Source organism: Mesorhizobium sp. M0701, assembly GCF_040320365.1.
GTDB lineage: Bacteria > Pseudomonadota > Alphaproteobacteria > Rhizobiales > Rhizobiaceae > Mesorhizobium.
The window spans coordinates 136,867-162,756 of record NZ_JAMYPO010000002.1 but is presented as its reverse complement, the minus strand read 5'-3'; the positions used below and the strand labels follow the sequence as shown (position 1 = coordinate 162,756).

26 protein-coding genes and 1 tRNA gene are annotated in these 25,890 nt (G+C 61.1%); 18 read left to right on the top strand and 9 right to left on the bottom strand.

Going from position 1 to position 25,890, the window contains the following annotated elements:
* The first annotated feature begins 172 nt into the window (after positions 1 to 172).
* On the top strand, positions 173 to 2,212 hold the full coding sequence (locus tag NKI24_RS02935) for a lytic transglycosylase domain-containing protein (protein ID WP_352743491.1): 2,040 nt from the start codon (positions 173 to 175) through the stop codon (positions 2,210 to 2,212).
* A gap of 230 nt (positions 2,213 to 2,442) precedes the next feature.
* Positions 2,443 to 3,336, top strand: a complete 894-nt coding sequence (locus NKI24_RS02930) for an alpha/beta fold hydrolase (RefSeq protein ID WP_352743269.1) — start codon at positions 2,443 to 2,445, stop codon at positions 3,334 to 3,336.
* A gap of 306 nt (positions 3,337 to 3,642) precedes the next feature.
* On the opposite strand, the gene NKI24_RS02925 is transcribed toward NKI24_RS02930, so the two are convergent.
* The 4 genes from NKI24_RS02925 to NKI24_RS02910 all read right to left on the bottom strand — a co-directional run bounded on the left by NKI24_RS02925 (position 3,643) and on the right by NKI24_RS02910 (position 6,664).
* Complete coding sequence (locus tag NKI24_RS02925; protein ID WP_502895000.1) at positions 3,643 to 4,701, bottom strand: tyrosine-type recombinase/integrase; 1,059 nt, start codon at positions 4,699 to 4,701, stop codon at positions 3,643 to 3,645.
* Between the two features lie 238 nt (positions 4,702 to 4,939).
* Positions 4,940 to 6,136 (bottom strand): porin, encoded by a 1,197-nt coding sequence (locus NKI24_RS02920; RefSeq protein WP_352449011.1) that lies wholly within the window; start codon positions 6,134 to 6,136, stop codon positions 4,940 to 4,942.
* A gap of 124 nt (positions 6,137 to 6,260) precedes the next feature.
* Positions 6,261 to 6,386, bottom strand: coding sequence for a hypothetical protein (locus NKI24_RS02915; RefSeq protein WP_352449012.1), 126 nt, complete (start codon positions 6,384 to 6,386; stop codon positions 6,261 to 6,263).
* 187 nt (positions 6,387 to 6,573) lie between these two features.
* Positions 6,574 to 6,664: transfer RNA gene (locus tag NKI24_RS02910), tRNA-Ser, on the bottom strand.
* Between the two features lie 449 nt (positions 6,665 to 7,113).
* Here NKI24_RS02910 and NKI24_RS02905 point away from each other — a divergent pair.
* Positions 7,114 to 8,265 carry a porin gene (locus NKI24_RS02905; RefSeq protein WP_352743266.1) on the top strand — a complete coding sequence of 384 codons (1,152 nt, stop codon included), beginning with the start codon at positions 7,114 to 7,116 and terminating at the stop codon, positions 8,263 to 8,265.
* 263 nt (positions 8,266 to 8,528) lie between these two features.
* Here NKI24_RS02905 and NKI24_RS02900 read toward each other — a convergent pair whose 3' ends face one another.
* Together NKI24_RS02900 and NKI24_RS02895 are read right to left on the bottom strand one after the other, a co-directional pair.
* Positions 8,529 to 10,181 carry a tetratricopeptide repeat-containing sulfotransferase family protein gene (locus tag NKI24_RS02900; RefSeq protein ID WP_352449014.1) on the bottom strand — a complete coding sequence of 551 codons (1,653 nt, stop codon included), beginning with the start codon at positions 10,179 to 10,181 and terminating at the stop codon, positions 8,529 to 8,531.
* 80 nt (positions 10,182 to 10,261) lie between these two features.
* Positions 10,262 to 11,914 carry a tetratricopeptide repeat-containing sulfotransferase family protein gene (locus NKI24_RS02895; RefSeq protein WP_352449015.1) on the bottom strand — a complete coding sequence of 551 codons (1,653 nt, stop codon included), beginning with the start codon at positions 11,912 to 11,914 and terminating at the stop codon, positions 10,262 to 10,264.
* A 120-nt stretch (positions 11,915 to 12,034) separates the two neighbouring features.
* On the opposite strand from NKI24_RS02895, the gene NKI24_RS02890 reads away from it, so the two are divergent.
* Positions 12,035 to 13,141 carry a pyridoxal phosphate-dependent aminotransferase gene (locus NKI24_RS02890; protein WP_352743264.1) on the top strand — a complete coding sequence of 369 codons (1,107 nt, stop codon included), beginning with the start codon at positions 12,035 to 12,037 and terminating at the stop codon, positions 13,139 to 13,141.
* Positions 13,142 to 13,173: 32 nt separating this feature from the next.
* On the opposite strand, the gene NKI24_RS02885 is transcribed toward NKI24_RS02890, so the two are convergent.
* Complete coding sequence (locus NKI24_RS02885; RefSeq protein WP_352449017.1) at positions 13,174 to 13,674, bottom strand: MarR family winged helix-turn-helix transcriptional regulator; 501 nt, start codon at positions 13,672 to 13,674, stop codon at positions 13,174 to 13,176.
* A gap of 197 nt (positions 13,675 to 13,871) precedes the next feature.
* On the opposite strand from NKI24_RS02885, the gene NKI24_RS02880 reads away from it, so the two are divergent.
* The 11 genes from NKI24_RS02880 to NKI24_RS02830 all read left to right on the top strand — a co-directional run bounded on the left by NKI24_RS02880 (position 13,872) and on the right by NKI24_RS02830 (position 22,590).
* Entirely contained in the window at positions 13,872 to 14,150 is a 279-nt protein-coding gene (locus tag NKI24_RS02880; RefSeq protein ID WP_352449018.1) for an acylphosphatase, read from the top strand.
* A 148-nt stretch (positions 14,151 to 14,298) separates the two neighbouring features.
* On the top strand, positions 14,299 to 14,961 hold the full coding sequence (locus NKI24_RS02875; RefSeq protein ID WP_352743262.1) for a TetR/AcrR family transcriptional regulator: 663 nt from the start codon (positions 14,299 to 14,301) through the stop codon (positions 14,959 to 14,961).
* Positions 14,962 to 15,009: 48 nt separating this feature from the next.
* On the top strand, positions 15,010 to 16,173 hold the full coding sequence (locus NKI24_RS02870) for an isovaleryl-CoA dehydrogenase (protein ID WP_352743260.1): 1,164 nt from the start codon (positions 15,010 to 15,012) through the stop codon (positions 16,171 to 16,173).
* A gap of 82 nt (positions 16,174 to 16,255) precedes the next feature.
* Entirely contained in the window at positions 16,256 to 16,648 is a 393-nt protein-coding gene (locus NKI24_RS02865) for an AbrB/MazE/SpoVT family DNA-binding domain-containing protein (protein WP_352449021.1), read from the top strand.
* Positions 16,645 to 17,028 carry a type II toxin-antitoxin system VapC family toxin gene (locus NKI24_RS02860; protein ID WP_023677795.1) on the top strand — a complete coding sequence of 128 codons (384 nt, stop codon included), beginning with the start codon at positions 16,645 to 16,647 and terminating at the stop codon, positions 17,026 to 17,028. The genes NKI24_RS02865 and NKI24_RS02860 overlap by 4 nt, the downstream gene beginning before the upstream one ends.
* 4 nt (positions 17,029 to 17,032) lie before the next feature.
* Positions 17,033 to 18,640 (top strand): carboxyl transferase domain-containing protein, encoded by a 1,608-nt coding sequence (locus NKI24_RS02855; protein ID WP_352743258.1) that lies wholly within the window; start codon positions 17,033 to 17,035, stop codon positions 18,638 to 18,640.
* A gap of 1 nt (position 18,641) precedes the next feature.
* The gene (locus NKI24_RS02850) at positions 18,642 to 19,172 is read left to right on the top strand and encodes an O-acetyl-ADP-ribose deacetylase (protein WP_352743255.1); all 531 of its coding nucleotides are present in this window, start codon (positions 18,642 to 18,644) and stop codon (positions 19,170 to 19,172) included.
* Positions 19,173 to 19,287: 115 nt separating this feature from the next.
* Entirely contained in the window at positions 19,288 to 19,662 is a 375-nt protein-coding gene (locus NKI24_RS02845; RefSeq protein WP_352743487.1) for a hypothetical protein, read from the top strand.
* Between the two features lie 29 nt (positions 19,663 to 19,691).
* Positions 19,692 to 20,072: a hypothetical protein gene (locus NKI24_RS02840; RefSeq protein ID WP_245274740.1), complete on the top strand. Its 381-nt coding sequence runs from the start codon at positions 19,692 to 19,694 to the stop codon at positions 20,070 to 20,072.
* A 43-nt stretch (positions 20,073 to 20,115) separates the two neighbouring features.
* Positions 20,116 to 20,490 carry a hypothetical protein gene (locus NKI24_RS02835; RefSeq protein ID WP_023677798.1) on the top strand — a complete coding sequence of 125 codons (375 nt, stop codon included), beginning with the start codon at positions 20,116 to 20,118 and terminating at the stop codon, positions 20,488 to 20,490.
* A gap of 111 nt (positions 20,491 to 20,601) precedes the next feature.
* Complete coding sequence (locus tag NKI24_RS02830) at positions 20,602 to 22,590, top strand: acetyl/propionyl/methylcrotonyl-CoA carboxylase subunit alpha (protein WP_352743253.1); 1,989 nt, start codon at positions 20,602 to 20,604, stop codon at positions 22,588 to 22,590.
* Between the two features lie 98 nt (positions 22,591 to 22,688).
* On the opposite strand, the gene NKI24_RS02825 is transcribed toward NKI24_RS02830, so the two are convergent.
* Positions 22,689 to 23,810 carry a branched-chain amino acid ABC transporter substrate-binding protein gene (locus tag NKI24_RS02825; protein WP_352743252.1) on the bottom strand — a complete coding sequence of 374 codons (1,122 nt, stop codon included), beginning with the start codon at positions 23,808 to 23,810 and terminating at the stop codon, positions 22,689 to 22,691.
* A 378-nt stretch (positions 23,811 to 24,188) separates the two neighbouring features.
* On the bottom strand, positions 24,189 to 24,455 hold the full coding sequence (locus NKI24_RS02820; protein WP_010915070.1) for an SEL1-like repeat protein: 267 nt from the start codon (positions 24,453 to 24,455) through the stop codon (positions 24,189 to 24,191).
* Between the two features lie 459 nt (positions 24,456 to 24,914).
* Between NKI24_RS02820 and NKI24_RS02815 the strand changes: the two genes are divergently transcribed.
* The 3 genes from NKI24_RS02815 (at position 24,915) to NKI24_RS02805 (ending at position 25,858) form a co-directional block, all read left to right on the top strand.
* Positions 24,915 to 25,259 (top strand): DUF2147 domain-containing protein, encoded by a 345-nt coding sequence (locus NKI24_RS02815; RefSeq protein WP_023677801.1) that lies wholly within the window; start codon positions 24,915 to 24,917, stop codon positions 25,257 to 25,259.
* A gap of 210 nt (positions 25,260 to 25,469) precedes the next feature.
* Positions 25,470 to 25,622 (top strand): hypothetical protein, encoded by a 153-nt coding sequence (locus tag NKI24_RS02810; protein ID WP_023677802.1) that lies wholly within the window; start codon positions 25,470 to 25,472, stop codon positions 25,620 to 25,622.
* A gap of 41 nt (positions 25,623 to 25,663) precedes the next feature.
* Positions 25,664 to 25,858: a hypothetical protein gene (locus NKI24_RS02805; RefSeq protein ID WP_352449027.1), complete on the top strand. Its 195-nt coding sequence runs from the start codon at positions 25,664 to 25,666 to the stop codon at positions 25,856 to 25,858.
* Positions 25,859 to 25,890 lie beyond the last annotated feature (32 nt).

Genomic DNA, 25,890 nt, shown 5'->3' with positions numbered 1-25,890 from the left:
AAGCGAAGCGGCGCACCATAGTCTCGACATTGTTGCGCGGCAAGCATTGCGCCAGCAATTGCAATTCGAACGACCTCGATAAGGTTTTCTTTACGGGCCCTTCATCACAGACGAATAGGCTGCAGTTCATCTGTGCCAGTGGTAGCTCGAAGAATAGGAAATGACCAAATCCATGCCGACCAGGCGGCCTCGTCTTTTCGCGCTTCTCGGCGCGATCGTTGTGCTGATCCCCGGCGCGGCGATCGGCGGCAGCGTCGATGGGCAGGTCACGTCGGCGATCCCGATGACGGAGCCGCAGAACGATGCACTGCAGCAGTCCCCTTCGCCATCCGCCAGCGTCGCGGCGCTGAAGAGCGGTCTCAATGCGCTGGCGGCAAACGACATTCAGCGCGCGCGCCAAGTGCGTGAAACGCTGCCGGCCAAATCGCTCGATCGGCACATCCTTGCCTGGGCGATTGCCCTCTATGGCGGCGACCAGGTGCCGAGCGGCGAAATCGCCGATGCCGCGAAGATGCTGCCGAACTGGCCGGGCACGATCGCCTTGCGCAAGAACAGCGAGCGCGCGCTCTATCGCGAGAACCCCGCGCCACAGGTCGTGGTGCGGGCGTTCGACGGCAGCCAGCCGCTGACCTTCGAGGGCGTGGTGATCCTTGCCCGCTCCTATGTAGCGCTGGGCGATACGAAGGCGGCGCGCTCGGTGCTGTCGCCATTCTGGCGCACCGAAAAGCTCGAAGCCACGGACGAGGCGGCGGTCATCCGCGAGTTCGGCGCGCTGATCCCGGCCGCCGACCATCGCTTCCGCATGGAGCGCATGTTCTATGCCGATCGGGTCGCTTCGGCGCTGCGCGTCGCCGGTCTCGCCGGCGCCCAGCAATTGGCCGATGCCTGGGCGGCAGTCACCAAAGGCGACAAGAACGCGGCCAAGCTGCTGAAGGCGGTGCCGGCAGCGCAGCGGGCGGCCGGCTATCTCTTTGCCGAAGCCGAATATCTGCGCAAGCAACAGAAATTTTCCGATGCCGCCGCGCTGGTGCTGAAGGCGCCGGGCGACCGCGACGCTCTGGTCGATCCGGACGCCTGGTGGGTCGAACGCCGGGTGCTGTCGCGCGAGCTGGTCGACCAGGGCGACATGAAGACCGCCTACAGAATAGTCGCCGCGCATGCCGCCGAAAGTCCCGCCAATGCTGCCGAGGCGGAATTCCATGCGGGCTGGTACGCGCTGCGCGGCCTCAACGACCCGAGCACCGCCGCCAAGCATTTTGCGCAAATCGCGGAGCTCGCCCAAGGGCCGATGTCGCTGTCGCGCGCCTATTACTGGCTCGGCCGTGCCGCCGAAGTCGGCGGGCCCGGCAGTGCCAAGGATTATTTCAGCCGCGCCGCCAGCTACGGCACGACCTTTTACGGCCAGCTCGCCGGCGAGCGCGTCGGCCGGCAGATCCTCAACATCGTCTACCCCCAGCCAAGTGCCGCCGACCGCCGGAATTTTGCCACCCGCGAGGCGGTCAGCGCCATCGAGCGGCTGCAGCAGGCAGGCTATGACCGCTATGCCGAAACCCTCTACCGCGACCTTGCCGGGCAGTTGAGCAGCCCCGGCGAACTGGCGCTGCTTGCGATGCTGGCGGAAAGACAAGGCAACCATTTCATGGCGCTGAAGGTCGGCAAGATCGCCGGCGCACGTGGCATCGACGTCGGCGCGCTGTCGCATCCGCTCGGCGTCATTCCCGACACCGCCAACATTTCCGGCTCGGGCAAGGCGCTGGCCTATGCGATTGCCCGCCAGGAAAGCGAGTTCAACATCGGCGCCGTCTCCAGCGCCGGCGCACGCGGACTGCTGCAGCTGATGCCAGGCACGGCCAAGCAATTGGCGAAGAAGGCCGGCATGACTTTCTCGCAGGCCCGGCTGACCACTGATGCCGGCTACAATGCAACGCTGGGCGCCGCCTTTCTCGGCGAGCAGCTCGGCCGCTTCGACGGCTCCTACGTGCTGACCTTCGCCGGCTATAATGCCGGCCCCGCCCGCGCCGCCCAGTGGGTGACGAAATACGGCGACCCGCGCGGCAAGGACGTCGATGCAGTCGTCGACTGGATCGAGCGGATTCCCTATACGGAAACAAGAAGTTACGTTCAGCGCGTGATGGAGAATTACGAGGTCTACAAGATGCGTATCTCCGGCAAGTACGATATTGTCGGAGATCTGGTGAACGGCCGGGGTTAGCCTTTCCTTCTCTCCTTGTGGGAGAAGGTGGCCGAGCGAAGCTCGGTCGGATGAGGGGTGCTCCAGCTTGGTTCCGACAACGCTCCGTCCAACACCCCCAACCGTCTCGGCGCTAACGCGCCGATCCACCTTCTCCCACAAGGAGAGAAGGAAGAGCCCCCAATTTGACCGCCCCTGCCCTCGCCTGTAGCAGTCGCAACGATCTGACAGCAGCACGGAATCGAGTGTACATGCCAAACGACGAAGGCTTCTCCGATTTCTTCTACGCCGCGCCGGACGGGCTGTCCCTGCACGCCCGCATCTACGGCGAAGCGAATTCCGGCCACTGGCCAGTCGTTTGCCTGCCCGGCCTGACCCGCAATTGCCGTGACTTTCACGAATTGGCGCTTTATCTGTCGACGCAGGCGAAGCGCAGGGTTGTCGCCTTCGATTATCGCGGGCGCGGGCAGTCCGCCTACGATGCCGATATCGCCCATTACAATAACGGCAGCGAGGCGGGCGATATCCTTGCCGGGCTGGCGGCGCTGAACATCGAGAAGGCAGCCTTCATTGGGACGTCGCGCGGCGGACTGATCATCCATGTGCTCGGGGCGATGCGGCCGGCCGTGCTGAAGGCCATCGTCTTCAACGACATCGGCCCGGTGATCGAGGCGCAAGGTCTCGCCCATATCCGCTCCTATCTCGACCTCGCGCCCAAGCCGAAGACGTACGCAGAGGTGGTCCGCGGCCTGCGCAGCACCCATGGCGCGGATTTTGCGGCGCTGACCGATGCGGATTGGGAGCGGATGGCATCAGCCCTCTACCGCGAGACCGAGGAGGGATTTCTGCCCGATTTCGATCCGAAACTGGTCGAGACGCTGGCGGGGCTCGATCCCAGCCGGCCGCTGCCCTATCTTTGGCCACAGTTCGACGCGCTGGCGGCCATCCCGATGCTCGTCATACGCGGCGCCAATTCGAAGCTGCTGTCCGCCGAAACGCTCGAGCAGATGCGGACGCGCCATACCGATATCGAGACGATCACCGCCGACGGCCAGGGCCATGCACCGTTTTTGGAGTCCGGGATCCTGCCGGGCAGGATCGCTGGTTTTTTCGATCGGGCGGAGCGGCGGGGTGGCAGGAAGTAAAGCTCGACCGAGCGAAGTAATTCACGCGCAGGTTTTGCGTCGGTCAAAGCATTCCGACGGCCGTTGACAGTTCCGTTGGAATTAGCGGTGAGATACTTTTTATCGATGTCGGCGCTGCCCCTCATCCGCCTGCCGGCACCTTCTCCCCGTATAGCGACGGGGAGAAGGGAGGTGTCTGCAACGCTGGGGATTAGCGACTCTTTCGCAAGGACGCCTTTCTCCCCGTCGCTATACGGGGAGAAATGCCCGGCAGGGCAATGAGGGGCAGCGCAACCCTGAGCGGGCTGATGTCTCACGTCAGATCCGTCAGGACTTGGCGTTTCTCTTTGCGGGCTTTGGGGCCTTGCTTCCGGCCGGCTCGCTTTTTGGCTCTCGCCTCGCCGGAGGTGGAGAAGACAAAGCGCTTGCACCGCCTCTGTCCGCGCCACTGCACCGCGGCGTTTCCAGCACGGTGACGCAGCCATCGAGATCGTTGGTGGCCAGATGGGCGTAGCGCATGGTCATCGACAGCGTCTGGTGACCGAGCCACATCTGCACACGCCTGATGTCGATGCCGCCCTGGACGAGACGCGAGGCGCAAGTATGGCGCAATATATGCGGCACGACCTGATCGTCGGCGCCAAGCCCGACTTCGGCCTTGGCATCGTTCCAGATGGCGCGAAACTGCGCCTGGCTGAGCTTGGTGAACGGGCCTTTGGGCCGGCGGCCCTCGGTGGCCGGCAGCTTGATCACCTCTTTTACCCGCTCGGTCATCGGAATGGTGCGGCTGCGGCCGGATTTGGTGATCCAGAAACTGACGCGGTGCTCCTGGATATCGTTCCAGATCAAACCCAGCGCTTCGCCGAGGCGGCAACCGGTGTCGACGAGAAAGACGGAAAGCCGATAAGCGTCCTCGCTGCGGCTCTTGATGGCAGCGAACAGCCGGGCCTCCTCGTCCCTTTCGAGGAAACGAATCCGTCCCGCCCGCTCCTTCTGGCGGCGGAACTCGGGCAGGCTGTGGATATCTCCCATCTTGTGAGCCTTGCGCAGCAGTTTGCTGAGGGCAGCCATCTTCCGATTGATGGTTGCGTTGCTGTTGCCGCGCTGGCGCAAGGTGCCGATAAGATTGTCGAGGGTGCTTTGGTCAAAGGCGCTGAAACGCTCCCCAAGGAGGATCTCGTCTATTTCGCCGATGAAGGAGCTGACATTGTATTTATGCCGCCCGTCATCCCAAAGTATGTCCCGGTATGCTGAAAAAAGTTCTCCGATCCTGTGCGACTTTACTTCTCGTATCTTGTTGTAACTGTATTTTATTTTTGCAGTTTGAGAAGAAAACATCGAAAAATGATCAGAGGTTCCTCCCTCTTGAATCGCATCGTTCGTCATTATTCGCCACACCCCCGAGTGGATAGGCCTAGACCTACCTGCTTGGCGGTGCCCTTTCAAGAGTTTTAAGCGTTGTGGCCGATTTCATCCACCAGTGGCGGATCCCAACGACATCGTTCCACAACCCTGTTCAGCTACCGAACCCCCTTTTCCTTCTGTTTGCGACCAGTCGCGAAAACAAAAACAGCCCGGGCGTTAAGGCGCCCGGGCTGGATTTCACTTGCCTTAAGTCCAGCCCTTAGAACGAGCGCTGGAAGCGGAGGAAGCCGCCAACGGCGTTTTTCTTGTCGCCCGGGATGCCGGTCCAGTTGTATTCATAACCGGGCAGCGAGTCGCTATCGATGTGGTGGCTGTTATGAGCCCAGTCCACTTCGGCCGTGATCGTCATGCCGGGAACGATATCGTAGGCGATATTGGCCGCGACGCCAGCTTCCTTGGCTTCGTCATACGACGCCTGCAGGTTGAACGAGGTCTTCTCGTTGATGGTGTAGGTGCCACCACCCCAGACTGCCCAGTTACCGCCCCACTGCTTGTAGAAGTTGCGCGGGAGATTGTCGTCAGAGCCGTAGCCGGCCATCAGGAACAGCGACAGGTTCTGCATCGGCGTCACGTCGAGGCGAACCTTGCCGGCCCATTCTTCCAGGCTGCTGTCATAGGCAACAACACCGCTGATGGAACCCCAGCCCTGCGTGTACTTCACGCCGCCAACGAGATACGGAACATAGCTGTCGACCGAGTCGTGACCGAGAGTGATGGCAGTATTGGCGCTGTTAAGGATAAAGCCTTCACCGGTTTCCAACGACGCCACGGCCGAGAAGCCGTTGCCGGCATCGAAGTAGTACTGGACGACATTGGTGTCGAAGCCGCCGTAGGGAACGATCGTATCCTGGATGACGTTGCCGGCGTAGCCGGTGAACGTGTTGAAGGCTGTTTCGTCCTTACCGACGCGAAGACCACCGAGCTGGATCCAGGCGAAATTCAGCGAAACGCCTCTGCTACCAAACCTGGAAAAGTGCTCGTCGAACCCAGGCACGTCTTGATAACCGGTTCCCCAGTTGAAGCGGGTCTCGGTGTAGGTCTTCAAGGTGCCCATCTCGGTTTCCTGGCCGGTGTAGGTCCTCAACGTGAAGCGAGCCTGCTTGTAATAGCCGTCGTTGACGTTGTCTTCACCATCCAAGGCATCCGACAGGTCCTGGTACCTGGCGCCGTCGAACGAGCCAGCCTGGCCCACGGAGATGTCATAGCGGACATAGCCGCCGATGCGCAGGCAGATTTCGGTGCCGGGGATGTAGTAGTAGCCAGCGCCGTAGACGTCGCAGATCTTGACGTATTCAGCGGGTTCCGGCTCGGCGACGACGACGGCGTCGGCGGCGCGCGCACCGGAAACTGCGATCAGTGCCGCAGCGGAGCCGAGAAGAAGGCTCTTGATGTTCATTTTCTGACCTCCAGTCAGAATCGGGACGGTGGCCGGCGAAAAGCAGCTCGTTGGGTCCGTTTTTATTTATATTTCAAATAGATAGTCCTAAGGCCGTCAGTGAGGCCCTGTCGGCCAAAAACGTTTACTCGCAAAGGCCTTGGCCCGAACCGGTCTTGAAATATCGCTCGAGTTGCCGCGCGTTGGCCTCGGTTTCAACCCCGATGTAGGCCTTCAAGATTACAGGCAGATAAGCCTTAGTCGAAGTCACATAGCCTGATCGGTGCGAATCAAAACGGCGTCGAAGATCGTTGGTCGATCCGACATCGCCGTTACGGAGTTGCAGAAATTAGACGTACCACATGGTCCCCCTACGCTACTTCGTAGCTTCGGGCGACACCCTACGCCCAAAATGCGGTTTCGGGTGGCCTGCCACCCAAAGCCCGCAGGGCGTAGGGTGGCGGAGAGGATGGGATTCGAACCCACGAGAAGCTTTTGACCTCTACTCCCTTAGCAGGGGAGCGCCTTCGACCACTCGGCCACCTCTCCGTTGCGCCGGTGGATAAAGAAAAGCGCCGGCACAATCAACAAGCTGACGCTATTATCCTTGAAAAATCGACCCTTCGCCAAAGCGCCGCGCGGCGATATGGCGATTCTGCGGCAATTCCCCGGTTCGCGACTCGGGCCATGGTCACATTTCGGGCCGACCATCGCCGGAATCCGCCGTTTGCAACGGCTTGCGAAGGGCTGTTGGTTAACGGGAGCTTTCGGAGTGAGGCCAAATCGTGTCATTTGTGCAACAACGCTGGGGTATAGCGCCAACACAAACCTTTTGCCGGTACGATCGTGGTTGAACGCCGCCGTCTCATGGGTAATGTCGGGTTTGAAGGAGCGGCGCGGTGCGCATCTTTTTCGGTAGTGGGGATGGGGCAGGGAACGCTGTCCTTCAGCAAAGAATACCCAGACCCGTTTTTTAACTTTTGACTGGAGGTCAGAAAATGAACATCAAGAGCCTTCTTCTCGGCTCCGCTGCGGCACTGATCGCAGTTTCCGGTGCGCGCGCCGCCGACGCCGTCGTTGTCGCCGAGCCGGAACCCGCTGAATACGTCAAGATTTGCGACGTCTACGGCGCTGGCTACTTCTACATCCCCGGCACCGAAACCTGCCTGCGCATCGGCGGTTATGTCCGCTATGACATCGGCATCGGTGACGTCGGCTCATTCGACGGTGCAAAGACCACCGATCAGCAGGACGGCGACTCGCAGGATACCTACTACAAGCACGCCCGCTTCACGCTGAAGACCTGGACCGGCCAGGAAACCGAGCTCGGCACCCTGAAGACCTACACCGAGACCCGCTTCAACTGGGGTAACCACAACGATTACCTTGATGACAACTTTAACGGCGGTACGAGCGTTTCGCTGAACTTTGCCTGGGTCCAGCTTGGTGGTCTGCGCGTCGGCAAGGACGAATCGGCCTTTGGTACCTTCATCGGCTACGCCGGCAACGTCATTCAGGATACGCTGGTCCCCTACGGCGGCTTCGACACCAACGTCGTCCAGTATTACTTCGATGCCGGAAACGGCTTCTCGGCCGTGGCATCGTTGGAAACCGGTTCGGGCAGTGCCGCTGCGGATCCTGGCATTTTCCAAGACAGCAACAGCGGCAATGATTCCATCGACAGCTATGTCCCGTATGTCGTCGGCGGTATCAAATACACGCAGGGCTGGGGCTCGATCACCGGTGTCGCCGCCTATGACAGCACCTGGGAGGAGTGGGCCGGCAAGGTTCGCGTCGACGTTACGCCGATACAGAACCTGACACTGTTCCTCATGGCCGGTTACGGTTCGGACGACAACATCGACCGCAACTTCTACAAGCAATGGGGCGGCAACTGGGCAGTCTGGGGTGGTGGCACTTACACCATAAACGAGAAGACCTCGTTCAACCTCCAGGCGTCGGCTGACGATGACAAAAACTACGGCGTCGCCGCGAACATTGCCTACGATATCGTTCCCGGTCTCACGATCACTGCCGAAGTCGATTGGGCCCGCGACGGCCAGTTTGACAAAGCCTACGATCGCAACTGGACCAATGCCGACGACAAGGACAGCGTCGGCGGCATGCTCCGCTTCCAGCGCTCATTCTAACAGTCCGAGCTAGATTGAGATTGAACCCGGCGGGTAACCGCCGGGTTTTTCGTATCGGCGCGACGCAGCTGTCAACTCTCGATGCATAATGCAGGCTGCTGCTGAGCAGCCGATCGCAGGGCTGGTCGAATGCAATGCTCGCTCCGCACGCTTGTTCGTGCAAAAGAAAAACTTGGGCCGATCTGAAGAGCTGGCCTACCGGATCAATGTATCTCGACAGCAAGTCACGATCGACCTCGGCCGATCGGGCGCATCCTACTTGTTCAAATTTCAGCCAGATCGCCCAAGGCGTCAATCAGCGGCTGAATTGCGCTCTCATACTTTTTCCAGCGTTTGACGGATGAACTATAGATCGGCTGCCGGACCTGCCAGCGGCTGGGGGTATTGACCGATCCGCTCCTCTCGAAAAAGCGCAGGCAGGAATCGTCCCAAAGCAAGCCGAGATGATCGATGAGACGGCGCGATTGCGTCTCCTGATCCGCAACCAGCGTCTCATAGCGGCTTTCGAAAATACGTCCGGGAAAGACCTTGTCCCAGTGCCGCATCAAGCGATCATATTCGCGGTAGTACAACCCGAGTGTCTCAAGGTCGGCGTTGTAGCCGTGGTCCTTGGTGAAATGCAAGACGAAGCAGGAGACGCAATTGTCGATGGCATCGCGCCGGCAATGAATGATGCGTGCGTTGGGAAAGAGAATTCCAATGACGCCGATAAACTCGAAGTTGTGCGGCATCTTGTCGACGATGCGGGGCGCGGCAGGCGCGTGCTGGCGCAGATAAGACAGGTATTCTTCGGCCAGCGCCCTCGACTGATCCCTCGTCATCGACATAATCGAATTGCGCAGGTCTTCATCCGACAGTGTTCTAAAGCCCATCGAGTTCGCGATTCGCCGCAGCTTCGTAAGCTCCCCGGCGCCATGGACATCCGGATGGCTCGCGCAGATCTGCTCCGTCAGCGTCGTCCCCGACCGGGGCATGCCCAGCACAAACACAGGCACTTCAGACGGACTGCCGTGGCCAGCCTTGGCTTCCAATAGTGATGGGCTGAATATCTCGATCATGGAATCGACGCTTCGGCGGTAGTACTCCAGGTCGAAATCGTGACCAGCGGCCTTTTTCGCCCTCTTGAAGTGGTCTATCGCCTCTTCATAGCGCTGAAGATCGTTCAGCACTTTGCCTGCCGCGTGGTGGAGCTGCGATGCAGCAACGGGTTCGAGCCTGGGATTGGAGAGTTCGCGCAGGATAGAGTCGAGCTCGGCAGGTTTTTCGGTGAACTTTTGCGTGTCGACCAGGTAATTGTAGGCTGCCCCAACATCGACGCGACGTTCTATTGCCTGATCGAGATAGGCTCTGGCTTCGTCCATGCGGCCGAGGCTGGTGAGCGCACCAGCCAGACCAATCCGGACCATGGGATGGTCGCCGTTGATCTTTAGCGCCTTCTCGTAAAGGGGCAAAGCCATCTCGGCCTTGTCGAAGTTGACGTAGGCACGCGCCAGTCCGCAAAGCGCTTCCACCAGATCGGGTTTCAATTCGCAGGCGCGCTGCAGGTGCCTGATCGCAAGCAAGCTGTCGCCAAGCTTCAGACCGGCCTCTCCCAGGCTAAGGTGGAAATATGGATTCTGAGGCGTCTGGCTTACTGCCCGCGCAAAATATTTGAGAGCCAACTCGTCGTCGATACCGAGGCCCAACGTGCCGAGGATGTAGAGCGAAAGCGGGTGGTTGGGCGTGCGGGCGAGAACGCGATGGCATAATTCCTCCGCCTCCGGGAGCCGCTTGGCTTGCTGAAGTTCGAGCGCCTGTCGCAGCAGCATGTCGTCAGCTTGCGCGCGCGAGGGCGATTTCACTTTCGACGGCTGCACTTTCGGCGCCGAGCGGGACTTTATGTGTTTGGACCAAGCGGGCGGCAGTCGGTTGCTCATCATGTCTCGCTAGCAAAATGGTCCGGGAGAATCCAGCCTGGCCTGAAGGGCTGGCCTATCCTGTCGGGCGCCCTCCTTGTTCAAAGTTCGGCTAGGTCGCCCAAGGCGTCGATCAGCGGCTGGATCTTGCCCTCATAGTTTTTCCAGCGCTTGACAGATGACCTGTAGATCGGCTGCCGGACTTGCCAGCGACTGGCCGTGTTGACCGATCCCTCCTTGTCGAAGAAGCGCAGGCAGGCATCGTCCCAGGGCAATCCAAGATAATCGATAAGACGGCGCGATTGTGCCTCCTGATCCGCAACCAGCGTCTCGTAGCGATTTTCGAAGATGCGTCCTGGAAAAACCTTGTCCCAATGCCGCATCAGGCGATCGTATTCACGGTAGTACAGCCCGAGCGTCTGCAGGTCGGCGATGTAGCTGTGTCCCTTGGAGAAATTCAGGAAAAAACATGAGAGGCAATTGTCGATGGCGTCGCGGCGACAGTGAATAATCCGCGCGTTGGGAAAGAGAAGGCCTATGAGACCGATCAGTTCGAAATTCTGGGGCATTTTGTCGACGACGCGAAGTGCGGTCGGCGCACGCTCACGAAGGTAGGACAGGTGCTCCTCGGCCAGGATTTTGGACAGGTCAGGGGTGATCGGCACTATCGATTGGCCCAAAGCCCGTGCCGAAAGCCTGGTGAGGCCGGTAGCATTTGCGGCTCGCCTTAGCTTGCTCAGTTCTCCTGCGCCGTGAACATCCGGGTGGCTCGCGCAAATCTGCTCGGTCAGGGTGGTCCCCGACCGGGGCATTCCCAACACAAACACGGGCACTTCCGATGGGCTTCCATGACCCGCCTTGGCAGCCACCATGTCCGGGTTGAAGAGTTCGATCGTAGAGTCGACCCAGCGGCGATAGGCTTCCAGGTCAAACTTATAGCCTGCGGCCCGCTTGCCTTTCTTGAAATGATCTATCGCGTCTTTGTAGCGCCCAAGGTCGTTCAGCACCTTGCCGGCTGCGTGATGAAGTCTCATCGCACTTTCGGGGTCAAGTTTTGGGTAGCCCAGTTCGCGCAGAATGGACTTAAGTTCGGCCGGCTCTTCGGTGAATTTGCGCGCATGCACAAGCTCGTTATAGGCAGCGGGCATCGCGATGCGACGTTCGATCGCTTCTTTCAGATAGACTTCGGCTTCGTCCACGCGACCGAGACCGGTGAGTGCGCTGGCCAGTCCTGTCCGAACGCGAGGATGATCACGGTTGATCTTGAGCGCTTTCTCGTAAACCGGGACAGCCATGTCAGCCTTGTCGAATTCGACGTAAGCGCGTCCCAATGCGCAAAGCGCCTCCAGCAAATCGGGCTTCAACTTCAATGCTTGCTGAATATGCCTGATTGCGGGCGAATATTCGCTGACTTTTAGATAAACTTCACCCAGACTAAGGTGATAAAAGGGGTTTTGAGGCTCCTCGCCGACGGCTCGGGCCAAATATCGCAGCGCCATTTCATCGTCGAGCCCGACGAATAGCGTGCCCATGATGTACGAAGCCAAGGGATGGTTGGGCGTGCGCTCCAGCACGCGACGGCACAGTTCCTCAGCCTCCGCCAACCGCTTGGCCTGCTGCAAGCCATACGCCTGTCGCAGCAGCGCATCGTCGGCCTGCGCGCGCGACGGCGGTTTCGCTTTCGGCGGTTGCACGTTCGGCGCCGGGCGGGACTTTATGTGCTTGGACCAAGCGGGCGGCAGTCGGTTGCTCATGATGTCTCGCTAGCAAAATGATCCGGGAGAATCCAGCCTGACGTTCCCGCCTGCCGCGGAACTTGCGCAGGCCAAGCCGGCAGGCTAGCAAGAAGGCCCCTTTTCGAATGAGCCTTTGCCATGCGCCCTCCCCTTACGCCGCTCATCGCCGCGCTTCCCTCCACGGTGCCGTTTGTCGGCCCTGAGGCGCAGGAGCGCGACCGCGGCCGCGCCTTTCGCGCCCGTATCGGCGCCAACGAGAGCAGCTTTGGCCCTTCGCCGCGCGTCGTTGCCCGTATGGCCGAGATTGCCGGCGACATGTGGATGTACTGCGACCCTGACAATCACGATTTGAAGGTAGCCGTAGCTAGGCATCTCGGTGTCGGCGCCGAAAACGTCGTCGTCGGCGAAGGGATAGACGGGCTGCTCAGCCTGGTTGCGCGCATGTATGTGGCGCCGGGCGATGCGGTGGTGACCTCGCTAGGCGCCTATCCGACCTTCAACTTTCATGTTGCCGGCGTCGGCGGCCGGCTGGTCGCAGTGCCCTACGAGAACGATCGGGAAAACCTCGACGGCCTGCTGGCGGCAGTGGCCAGGGAAAAGGCGCCACTGGTGTACCTGTCCAATCCGAACAATCCGATGGGCAGCTGGTGGGAAGCCGCCGAGCTCAGCCGCTTCATCGAAGCCTTGCCGGAGACCACAATGCTGGTGCTCGACGAAGCCTATGGCGAATTAGGGCCAGCCTCAGCGCTGCCGCCGATCGATGTCGCGCGGCCGAACGTCATCCGCATGCGCACCTTCTCCAAGGCCTATGGGCTGGCCGGCGTACGCTGCGGCTATGCGGTGGCCGAGGCCCAGGTGATTCGGGACTTTGAGAAGATCCGCAACCACTATGGCGTCAGCCGCATGGCGCAGATCGCCGGTGTCGAGGCGCTTGCCGATCAGGCCTGGCTGGATAGCGTGGTGGCGCGGGTCGCCGCCGGCCGCGGGCGTATCGCCGCAATAGCCGAAGCGAACGGGCTGAAGCCGCTGGCTTCGGCGACCAATTTCGTCACCATCGACTGCGGCCGCGACGGCGCCTTCGCACTGAAAGTGCTGCAGGCGCTGTTGTCACGCGACGTCTTCATCCGCAAGCCGATGGTGCCGGTTCTCGACCGCTGCATCCGGGTCACTGTCGGCCTCGACCACGAGCTCGACATCTTTGCCGAGGAACTGCCTGGCGCACTGGCGGCAGCGCGGGGGAACTGAAGAGCGCAACGCCGGGATTCCAGTGCTGCCCGCTATTTCTCCCCGAGCAGGCGCATGACGCGCTTCAAGGTGTCCGATAATTCGGCAGCCGCGTCATCGGCGAGGCCGGCCGTCAGCCGGGCGAGGTCGCGATCCGCCGCAGCCTGAAGCCTGGCGAGCTCAGCACTTCCGCGAGCGGTCAGCGACAGGATACGTCTGCGCCGATCGGCTGGGTCAGAGCGTGTCTCGGTCAGGCCAGCGGCGGCGAACCTCCTCAGGACGCGTGTGACATAGGCCGGATCGAGCCGGAGTTCGGCAGCGATTTCGGAGGCCGCCGGCCGGAGATCGAGGTGGAACGCCCGTGCAAGAAACCCTGCCTCACCGCCGCTATTGGCGACAGCGCGGGATCGGCCGCCCAATTCGAACAGCAGCCGCGCCTCGCCCAGCGTATAGGCGCTGTGCGTGAAGGTCAGGTTGAGCAGCCCGATCAGGCGCGTGTAGAAGCGATTGAAGCCACGTATCTCCGCGACAAGGGCATTCCGATCGGCCGGCATGTCGACCTCCTTCTGACGGACCGCTCCGTCAGGGCCATGATCGCCTATTATTTGACTTAGTCAATCATTAATGGAGACGCCGCCTATCTCGCACGTGAAGCTGGCGGATAGCGACCGGAGAGAGACCTTCGATGCACGTTGCGCGGTTGAATTTGCACGGCGATGCGCCAGACTCGACTCAGAGGATGGAGAGCGCGATGACCGATCGTACGGTGCAGGTACGCATATACGGCAAGGTGCAAGGCGTCAGCTACCGGGTCTGGGCGCGGCGCGAGGCGTCGGCGCTTGGCCTTGCCGGGTGGGTGCGCAACGAAGTTGACGGCTCGGTGACAGCCTTGATCGCAGGGACCGGTGCGGCGGTCTCGACAATGATCGAACGGCTTTGGCAAGGGCCGCCGGGGGCAGCGGTTTCGAAGGTCGACGTCGAGGAGATCGAGGTTCGCGATATGTCCGCGGGTTTCAGGATTGTTGCCTAGCAAGGCATGATCCTGCTCATTCGCTTCCATCGCACAAATCTCCAGGGTGCAGATAGAGCAAACCTGAAGCCATTGCCCTGCCCGGACATGCCTCGGTCCTTGAATTAATTGAACGTTTGTTTTATTGTCCGCGAAAAGGCGGCTTGTCATGGCGCGTACGACCGGTTCCGACGGAGAGAAGACCGAAGCTGCGGTCCGCGAGGCGGCGGTCAGCCTGATTGCGCGTCTCGGCTACGAGGCGATGTCGATGCGCCAGCTGGCGGCCGAGGTCGGCGTCCAGGCAGCGGCGCTGTACCGCTATTTCCCGACCAAGCAGGACCTTCTGTTCATGCTGATGCGTGAGCATATGGAAGGCTTGATCGAGGCGTGGCGCGCAACACGCCCTGTCGGCGCCGATCCGGCAGCGCGGCTTGCCGCTTATGTCGAAAACCACATCGCTTTCCATATCGAACGCCGCCACTCCACCCATGTCTCGAACATGGAGCTGCGCAGCCTGTCGCATGAAAAACTCACGCAGATCCTGCGCATGCGCACGGCCTACGAGAAGGAGCTGCGCGCCATCCTGCGCGACGGCGTCGAAGCGGGGTTATTCAGCATCGAAGACACCGGGCTCACCGCCATGGCGCTGATCCAGATGATGACCGGCGTCATCGTCTGGTTCCGGCCGGGCGAACGGCTGTCGATCGCCGAAGTCACCGCTACATATCTAGCAATGACAATGCGCCTTGTTGGAGCAAAGAGCGATGGCGCGAGGACGAGCCACGGCGCCGTGCGTCCATTCGAGCGCGCAACGGACGCTGCAGCACTTTGATTTCGCGCATGATCCCGATTTTCGCGGTCGTGCGCCGGGAGGAACGGCATGTACACGCATACGCTCAACTTCGGGCTTGACGAAGACATCGAGGCGCTGCGCGACCTGGTGCGGCGCTTCGCCCAGGAAAAGATCGCACCGATCGCCGCCGAGATTGATCGCTCGAACGAATTCCCGGCACATCTGTGGGCGGAGCTCGGCGGGCTCGGCCTGCTCGGCATCACCGCCGATCCCGATTTCGGCGGCAGCGGCATGGGCTACCTCGCCCATGTCGTGGCGATGGAGGAGATTTCGCGCGCCTCGGCCTCGGTCGGCCTCTCCTACGGCGCCCATTCCAACCTCTGCGTCAACCAGATCAACCGCTGGGCGACGCAGGCGCAGAAGGAAAAGTATCTGCCTTCGCTCTGCAGCGGCGAAAAAGTCGGCGCACTGGCGATGTCGGAATCGGGTGCCGGCTCTGATGTGGTGTCGCTGCGCCTGCGCGCCGAAAAGCGCAACGATCGCTATGTGCTGAACGGCACCAAAATGTGGATCACCAACGGGCCGGATGCCGAGACGCTGGTCGTCTACGCCAAGACCGATCCGGAACTCAATTCGCGCGGCATCACCGCTTTCATCGTCGAAAAGGCTTTTGCCGGTTTTTCGGTGGCGCAAAAGCTCGACAAGCTTGGCATGCGCGGCTCGAACACCGGCGAGCTGGTGTTCGAGGATGTCGAAGTGCCGTTCGATAATGTGCTGCACGAGGAAGGGCGCGGCGTCGAGGTGCTGATGTCGGGCCTCGACTACGAACGCGCCGTGCTGGCCGGCGGCCCGGTCGGGCTGATGGCAGCGTGCCTCGACGTGGCGATCCCTTACGTGCATGAACGCAGGCAGTTCGGTCAGCCGATCGGCGAATTCCAGCTGGTGCAAGGCAAGCTCGCCGACATGTATGCGACGATGAACGCGGCGCGCGCCTACGTCTATGCCGTGGCCGCCGCCTGCGATCGCGGTGAGACGGCCCGCAAGGACGCCGCCGGCTGCATCCTCTTCGCCGCCGAAAAGGCGACGCTGATGGCGCTCGACGCGATCCAGCTTTTGGGCGGCAACGGCTACATCAACGATTACCCGACCGGCCGGCTTTTGCGCGACGCCAAGCTTTATGAGATCGGTGCCGGCACCAGCGAAATCCGTCGCTGGCTGATCGGGCGGGAAATCATGGTGGAGGGCGCCTGATGGCGTCTTTTTGAGATTTTGCCAGAAGCCGCACGATGTGGCACACTTCGGAATATGTGCCACAACACGGGCGAGACGGACCATGGCTGGCAAAACGGGAAAGTCCGGATTTGACGAAGATCCGCAAGCACGGTTCGATGCCGGCGCTCGCCAACCACAGCTTCGTGCTCCGGCGAAACGCGAGCGTGTCAAGCTTGGCGAGGGCGGGCGCTTCGTCATTCCTGCCGCGATGCGCGAGGAGATGGGCGTGAAGCCTGGCGAGGACATGATCCTTCATGTCGAAAACGGCGAGCTGCGGGTAAGATCGTGGCTGCAGAATCTGCGACGCGTCCAGGCCGAATTGTCAGCGTTGAAACAGCCCGGTGAAAGCGTCGTCGACGAATTTCTGAAAGAGCGACGGGAAGAGCAGCGTCGAAGCGACAAGCGTCTCGACCGGCTTCACGCCGAAGGGACAACGGGAAAGCGGACGAAATGAAGCCCTACGTCATGGACAGTTCGGCGGCGCTCGCAATCCTGCTCAACGAGCAAGGCACTGACAATGCTTTGGGGTTCGCGCCGGACGCACAATGCAGTTCAGTCAATGCGGCCGAAATCATCGCCAAGCTGATCGACAAGGGACGCAGCATGGAACAGGCCGCGGACGACCTCGCCAGTCTCGGCATGCCGATCGCCGTTTTCGACGACGCGATGGGCATCGCCGCCGGGCAGCTTCGCCAATTGACGCGGCATCGCGGCTTGTCGCTGGGCGATCGGGCTTGCCTGGCGCTGGCAATTCGCGAGAATGCCATTGCCGTCACCGCTGATCGCGATTGGGGCGACCTCGATGTCGGCTGCAAGATCGAGCTGATCCGGTAGCGCCATGGCCCCCCTCACCTCTCAGATGTCGTCCGCCTCCGATGCCTTCCGCACCAATGCCGAGCGCATGCGGGCGCTGGTCGCCGATATTGCTGAAAAAGCCGCCGCCATCGAGCGCGGTGGCTCGGAAGAGGCGCGTGAGCGGCACGTCTCCCGCGGCAAGCTCCTGCCGCGGCAACGCCTAGCCCAATTGCTCGATACAGGCTCGCCCTTCCTCGAAATCGGCCAGTTCGCGGCATGGTCGATGTATGGCGAGGACATCCCTTCGGCCGGCCTCATCGCCGGCATCGGCCGCGTCGAAGGCACCGAAGTGATGGTCGTCGTCAATGACGCCACGGTGAAGGGCGGCACCTATTATCCACTGACGGTGAAGAAGCATCTGCGTGCACAGGAGATCGCATTGCAGAACAATCTGCCTTGCGTCTATCTGGTCGACAGCGGCGGCGCCAATCTGCCCAACCAGGACGAGGTGTTTCCCGACCGCGATCATTTCGGCCGCATCTTCTACAACCAGGCCAACATGTCGGCCGCCGGCATTCCGCAGATCGCCTGCGTCATGGGTTCGTGCACGGCCGGCGGCGCCTATGTGCCTGCGATGTCGGACGAGACAATCATGGTGCGCAACCAGGCGACCATCTTTCTCGGCGGGCCGCCGCTGGTGAAGGCGGCCACCGGCGAGGACGTCACCGCCGAGGACCTCGGTGGCGCCGACGTGCACACAAGGCTTTCCGGCGTTGCCGACCACTATGCGCTCGACGACGAGCATGCGCTGGCCATATGCCGGCGTATCGTCAAAAACCTGAATCGGAACAAGACTGTAAGCCTTGCCTTACAGAAATCGATTCCGCCGCTTCACGATCCACACGAACTCTACGGCATCGTGCCGACGGATCTGCGCCAGCCCTACGACGTGCGCGAGGTAATCGCCCGCACCGTCGACGGTTCCGAGTTCGATGAGTTCAAGCAGAATTATGGCACCACGCTGGTCACCGGTTTCGCCCATCTCAGCGGCATGCCGGTCGGCATCGTCGCCAACAATGGCGTGCTGTTTTCGGAAAGCGCGCTGAAGGGCGCGCACTTCATCGAGCTGTGCTGCCAGCGCAAGATCCCGCTGATTTTCCTGCAGAACATCACCGGCTTCATGGTCGGGCGAAAATACGAGGCCGGCGGCATCGCCAAGGACGGCGCCAAGCTGGTCATGGCGGTCGCAACGGCCAAGGTGCCGAAGGTGACCGTGATCATCGGCGGCTCGTTCGGTGCCGGCAATTACGGCATGTGCGGACGCGCCTATTCGCCACGCTTCCTGTGGATGTGGCCGAATGCTCGCATTTCGGTGATGGGCGGCGAGCAGGCGGCAACGGTGCTGGCCGTGGTCAAGCGCGAAGGCATCGAGCGCAAGGGTGGCGAGTGGAGCGCCGAAGAGGAAGCGAAATTCAAGAAGCCAATCCTGATGAAGTACGAGCATGAAGGCCACCCGCTCTATTCGTCGGCAAGGCTCTGGGACGACGGCATCATCGATCCGGCCAAGACCCGCGAGGTGCTGGCGCTCAGCCTTTCGGCCGCGCTCAACGCCGAGATCGAGGAGACAAAATTCGGCGTGTTCAGGATGTGAGATGAGCGAAATCGGCCAGAGGATTCGCATTCAAACGGGCGACATCACGAAGCTGGCGGTCGATGCCATCGTCAACGCAGCCAATACCTCGCTTCTCGGCGGCGGTGGCGTGGACGGCGCCATTCACCGCGCGGCCGGCCGCGAGCTTCTGGCAGAATGCCGGACCTTGAATGGCTGCAAGGTCGGAGACGCAAAAATCACCAAGGGCTACAAGCTGCCCGCGCGCTACATCATCCATACGGTCGGGCCGGTCTGGCAAGGCGGCAGCAAAGGAGAAGCCGAACTGCTCGCCTCCTGCTATCGCCGGTCGCTCGAAATCGCCGCCGCAAAGGACTGCCGGACGGTGGCGTTTCCAGCGATCTCGACCGGCGTCTACCGCTACCCAAAGGATCAGGCGACGCAAATTGCTGTCGGTACCGTGAGTGCCTTCATCGGCCAGAACATCGTTCCGGAAACCGTCATTTTCTGCTGCTTCGACGAGCCAACGGCCGAATTGTATCAGCGGGTCGTTGCTGCACTCGGCAGGGTGTGACCCTGCGCGGGCGACAACCCACCACATCTCCAGACTATTTTTTGCTTCTCGATCTGGCCAGACGAAAGAATCACGGCTATTGATCATCGCAAATACCAATGGGGATTGGGCGAAGATGAGGCGGCGGGTTTTTCAGAGAACAACTGCGCATATACTTGCGGGATTGCTTATATTAGCGACGCCTGGCATCGGCGCAGCGGAGTCGCTGGCGGGAAGCAAGGGCGAGACCCGTTTCTATCCCTATTTGCCGCAGAGCCCGAAGGATCCGTGTACCAGGGCCTACAAGGCCTATGTAGCGGCCGGCGGCCATTCAGCCTATGCAACCACTCCGTATTCCCGGGTGCGTTTTCTGTACATCATCTGCGGCTCGCGCTTGAATGCACCGTCACAGCAAGCTGCCGAAGAATTGGCGTTGAAATCCTGTCAGGCCGCCCGCAACAGTTACAGAGTTACAACAGGCGGCGGCTGCGAAATCGCTGCCTCCAAGTAGGCGAATATATTTCAGTGTTTGGGGTTCAAATGGGTTTGGCAATGAAATCTTTATCAATCAAGCGAGCAACCATGTCGGTACTTGCACTGCTTGTGGCCTCTGCACCGAATGTCGGCGCCGCCGAATCGCTGGCGGGAAGCAAGGGCGACAGCCGCTTTCCGGTCTATTTTGCACCGGGTACAATCGGAGGCTGCGGCAAGAATTACAAGGACTATGTGGCGGCTGGCGGTCACTCGGCCTATGCGATGACGCCATTCAACTGGGCAACCGAATTCACTATTTGCGGTGCTTATCTGAATGCAACATCCCAGAAGGCTGCGGAGGCGCTGGCGTTGAAATCCTGCCAGTCCGCGCGCAGCAAGTACAAGGTCACGACTGCAGGGGCCTGCGCCATAGCTGCCTCCAAATAGACCGACACTCGTCGGCCTTCGACGTATTCAATGGGTGGGAAAAATGAAATCTATAAGCGTCAAACAAGCAGTCTTCTCGCTGATAACCGGGTTGCTTCTAATCTCGAGCCCCAATGTCGGCGCGGCGGAATCGCTGGCTGGAAGCAAGGGCGACGTCCGCTTCTACCCGTATTTTCCGGCGACCGCGGATCGGCCATGCACCAAGGCATATAAGGCCTATGTGGCGGCCAGCGGCCATTCAGCTTATGCGACCACTCCGTATTCCCGGGTGCGTTCGTTGTACATCCTGTGCGGCTCGCGCTTGAATGCGCCCTCGCAAAAGGCTGCCGAGGATATGGCGATGAAATCCTGCCAGGTCACCCGCGACCGTTACAGGGTCACGACCGGGGGAGCTTGCGAAATCGCGGCCTCAAAGTAGGCAGGCCTCGCTTGCCTACCCTTTGACCGCCAGACTACAAAGCAGGGCATTGCCGCAGTTCGCGTGACGAGAATTCGCGCCGTTGGCGGCAGCTCTGCCTGTGGAGGCCCGATGTTCGCCAAGATCCTGATCGCCAACCGTGGCGAGATCGCCTGCCGGGTGATCCGCACGGCACGCAGGATGGGTGTGCGCAGCGTCGCCGTCTATTCCGACGCCGACGATCGCGCCTTGCATGTCGAAATGGCCGACGAAGCGGTGCATATCGGCGCCTCTCCCGCCAACGAAAGCTATCTGCGCGGCGACAAGATCATCGCGGCGGCCTTGGCCACAGGTGCCGAGGCCATCCATCCGGGCTACGGCTTTCTTTCGGAAAACCCCGAATTCGTCGACCAGGTCGCGGCGGCTGGGCTGATCTTCATTGGGCCGTCGGCGGCCTCGATCCGTGCCATGGGACTGAAGGACGCCGCCAAGCGGCTGATGGAAAAGGCCGGCGTGCCTGTCGTTCCGGGCTACCATGGCGAAGCGCAGGAGATCGTGTTGCTCGCCTCCAAGGCGCGCGAGATAGGCTACCCCGTCCTGATCAAGGCGCGCGCCGGCGGCGGCGGCAAGGGCATGCGGCGTGTCGAGCATCCCGATGATTTTTCTGAAGCACTGTCGGGCGCGCGGCGCGAGGCGAAAGCCGCGTTCGGTGATGACCGCGTCTTGGTTGAAAAATATGTCGACAAGCCGCGCCACATCGAAGTGCAGGTGTTTGGTGACAATTTCGGCAACGCCGTGCATCTTCACGAACGCGACTGCTCGGCGCAGCGCCGCCATCAGAAGGTGATCGAGGAAGCCCCTGCCCCCGGCATGACGCCGGCACTGCGCAAGGCGATGACGGAGGCGGCGGTGAAAGCCGCCAAGGCAATCCACTATTCCGGCGCCGGTACCATCGAGTTCATCGTCGATGCCTCGCAAGGTCTGAAGGCCGACCGTTTCTGGTTCATGGAAATGAACACCCGTCTGCAGGTCGAGCACCCCGTCACCGAAATGGTTACCGGCATCGACCTAGTCGAGTGGCAGTTGCGGGTAGCCGCCGGCGAAAAACTGCCGAAGACGCAGAGCGAGATCGCGCTCTCCGGCCACGCCTTCGAGGCGCGCATCTATGCCGAGGACGCGGCAAGAGGGTTTTTGCCGGCGACCGGCACCTTGCACCATTTGAAATTTCCGCAGCCGGCACCGGAGGGTGCGACCATGCGCGTCGAAACCGGCGTACGCGCTGGCGATGCGATTTCGCCGTTCTACGATCCGATGATCGCCAAGCTGATCGTTCATGGCAAGGACAGACGGACGGCGCTCACAGCGCTTGGCGCGGCACTGTCGCAGACCGAAATCGCCGGCTCGACGGTCAACACTGGCTTTCTTGCCGCGCTGGTCGCTGATGCGGATTTTGCGGCGGGCGATGTCGATACCGGCCTGATCGCCAGGCATCTGCAGGCGTTGACGGCGGTTCCGCCGCCGAGCGGTGAGACGATTGCCGCCGCGGCACTTGCCGCGTCCGGTGCGCGCGACTTGCCGTCCTCGGACGATCCCTGGTTGTCGCTGGCCGGCTATGCGCATTTCCACGCTGTAGTGCGGCGCATTCTGCTGAAGTTTGGCGAGCAGGAGATCGGCGCGCGCGTGTCGGTGCGGCCGGACGGACGGTTCGAGGTGGCGCTGGATGCGCCCTATGACAGCGTCAATTCGCATGATCTTCGCGCCGCGCCTCGCCTCGCCCGCTGGCCGGGCCACGTCACGGTCTTCGATGGTGCAATCGGCTACGGTTTTGCCGTGCCGGATCCGCTGGCGCGAGCCGACGAAGCCGCCGCCGCTTCCGGCAGCCTGCGCGCGCCAATGCCCGGCCTGGTCAAATTGGTGCGTGCAGCCAAAGGCGAGTCCGTGATCAAGGGCCAGCCGCTGCTGATCCTGGAGGCGATGAAGATGGAGCACACCATTGCCGCGCCCCATGACGGGGTTATCGCCGAGATTGCTGCCGAAGGCGCGCAGGTAACCGACGGCACCGTGCTGGTTCGCTTTGCCGAGGAATCTCAGTTGACTGCTGTTTCCCTATCCACGAAGTGATCTCGAACGCGTGACAAAGGCGTCGCCAAAAACAATATGGCCGGGTTTGACCCCGGCCATGTTCGATTACAGCAGCGCGTCTTACGGCGCCGCGGCCATCACGGCTGGATCGGCGCGTATTTGCCGTCATGCCACTGGTTGATGTCGTAGCTCGCGTTCTTGAGGTCGCCCTTCTCGTCGAAGGTGACCGAGCCGACAACCGTGCTGATCGGCTGACCGTTCTTCAACGCTTCGGCGACTTTTGCCGGATCGTCGCTGCCGGCGCGTTTGATGCCTTCGGCGAAGGCCTGGATCACCGCATAGGAAAACAGCGTGAAGCCCTCCGGCACGAAGCCGCCGGCCTTGATCTTGGCGATGGCTTCCTTGGCTTCGGGCTTCGCCTGCGGGTCCGACGGGAAGACGAACATGGTGCCTTCGCCGGCCGGACCGGCAACCTGCCAGAATTCCGGCGAAGCGATCGAGTCCGGCATGATCAACTGGAACTTGAGGTTCTGCTCCGCCGACTGACGCAGGATCAGGCCGGCTTCGGGGTGATAGCCGCCGAAATAGACGACGTCGGCTTTCAGCTCCTTGAGCTTGGTAACAAGAGCGGAATAGTCCTTCTCGCCGGCGTTGATGCCCTCGTAGAGGATCTCTTTGAGACCGTTCTGATTCATCGTTGCCTTCACGGCATCGGCCACGCCCTGCCCATAGGCGCTCTTGTCGTGCATGATGACGACGTTCTTGCCGGCATATTTCTTGGCGATCCATGGACCAATGAAAGCGCCCTGCGCATCGTCGCGCGTATAGAGGCGCATGATCGTCGGCCAGCCGGCCTTCGCCGCTGCGTCGGTTAGTACCGGGTTCGAGGAAGCCGGACTCATCATCAGCGCACCGGCTTCGGCGTAGACGGCGGAGGCCGGGATGCTGGAGCCTGAGCAGGCGTGGCCATCGATGAACTTGACACCGTTGGCGATGATGCGGTTGGCGACCGAAACCGCCTGCTTCGGATCGCACTGGTCATCCTCGATGTCGAGCTTGACCTGGCGGCCGTCGACGCCGCCCGCCGCGTTGATCGCGTCGGCGGCGGCTTGCGCGCCCTGCTTGAACTGATCGCCGATGGTGGCAAGCTGACCGGTCATCGGTCCGACCACCGAAAAGGTGATGTCGTCGGCGAAGGCGACCGGCGCGGTCATCATCAGGCCAAATATGGCGGCGCTCAAAATACTGAATTTCTTCATGGTGACACAACTCCTCCATTCTCGCGCGACCATCCCGGCCGCGCCTCTTCCAGAGTGGCGGGAGAATTTCATCCTTCACCGGGGCTGTCTAGACGCATCGTCGGCACTCGATTGGGCCTGCAACACGCAGTCCCAAAGACAAGCCGCGCCAGCCTTGTTCCGGCCGGTCGCGGCTTTTGCCATGAGCTTCCCAACGCATCGGCGCCAGGACCCGCTCGCCTTCCCTGTCTATTGCACAGCTTGCCGCCGTGTTCTTGATCTTGTTGGCTCAGCCGTCTTGCGCCGCCTTGATTTTTCGAGCCCGGCCCTCTGCGCGGCCTTGACCCGAAGCGTCCCTGTTGTGAGGTCAGTACCCTTGTGAAGTCGATGCCGGCGAATTCAGTGCATCGTCATCCATTCGCGAGCTTCGCGCAGCGCCTTGGCGATCTCGACCTTCGACATGGCGGCAGACAATTCGGAGCGCAGTTCCGCGGCGCGGGCCGAACCCTTGATCGCGGCGATGTTGAACCATTTGTGGGCGGCGACAACATCGGTCTCGCAATCGCGACCAGTCGCATACATCATGCCCAACTCGAAAAGAATATCGGCCTGGGCAGTTGCCCCCATGGCGCCGAAGCCGGCTTCAAGCATTTCAAAACGTGCCATTTCAAATCCCCTGTTCTGGCTCCCGAGAGCTGTCTCCGTCTGTCCCTCGGTGTCCTTGATTACCGTCGGGGGCGGCCGCTCTTTCGATGCTTTCGAGAATGCCCCGGAGGCTTGAATCCGTCGTTAAATGGCGTGCTTAATTTGAGGAAAACAAAGCTAAAACAAGAGGTAAACGCGAAAATTCGTTAAGGATACAAAGCCAGCAATCGCGCCGGTTTGCACAAGATTTGAAGAAAACTTGCGAGGCGCGGATCAAGACTCCGCTAACCACAGAAGACAAAGACGTGTGCGGCCCGTTTCATTTTTCGCCGGCGCGGCCGTTCGGGAGCGGGCAAAAACCCGCAACCCTTCCGTCGCGGCACCGCTTTTGTTTTTCCGGGAGCTGGACTAGCTTACGTTTGCGTAAGGGGCAGACACCCGGGACGGAGCCCGATTGGACTTACCTGAGGGAGGAAAGACATGTTTCGACAAGTGAGCCTGGCCCTCGCGGCCGCAATAATGATGACCGGCGCGGCATGGGCCGATCCGATCGAAGGCAATTGGAAAACGCAAGCCGGATCGACTGCCGCCATTTCGGGTGGCGGCGGGGCATTTTCGATTACGCTCAAATCCGGCAAATTTGCCGGCAAGAACATCGGTTCACTGAAGGTTGCCGGCGACAACAAATATGCCGGCACCATAACCGACCCGGAAACCGACAAGACCTATTCGGGCAAGGCTTCGCTTTCCGGCAGTTCGCTCAAGATGAGCGGCTGCGTGCTCGGCGGGCTGATCTGCAAGAGCCAGACCTGGCACAAGCTCTGATCGTGCCCTTCCTGCCGGGGTGAGCGGGGCCAGTCGGCCCCGTTTTCATGTTATCGGTCTCGCAGCCATGGCGTCGCCATGGGTCGCTGCACTCAAAGCGGACCCTCTCAGAGATCATCAGCCATTTTTGAACCGCAGATGAACGCCGGGATCAGAGCCGGTTCAGCCGGGGCAAGGCATTGTCATGCGTGTTGAAGGAGACACCGCGCAATGCTTGCCCGCCGCTTCACCATCGTCTGCCTGCTGATGAGCCTGTTCGGCATGTTGTTCGCCGTCCTTGTCGCCGAAGCCGGCCGGCCGTCCCGCTCCTGGGACGTCGCCAGTTCCTGCCGACTCGGTTGCTTGAACCATCTTCACCACTGAAACGACAAAGAGCTGAACCTTTAGAGAAAAGCAAAACGCCAATGAACCGCCTCGCCGCCAACACCCTCAAGACGCTTCGGCTGCTGCCGCGCGCGGCGCTCATCGTGACTGTTCTTTCGGTACCGGTACTGGCCGTGCCGACGATGCGCACCAATGCCGGCTCGACGATCGAGGCGCCTGCGTTGAGGAAGTCAGGCCTCGGCTTTGTGCTGCTGGTTAGCCTGCAGCGCGGTTAGCAGACCGAAAAACGCCGACAGCGCGTATTGAG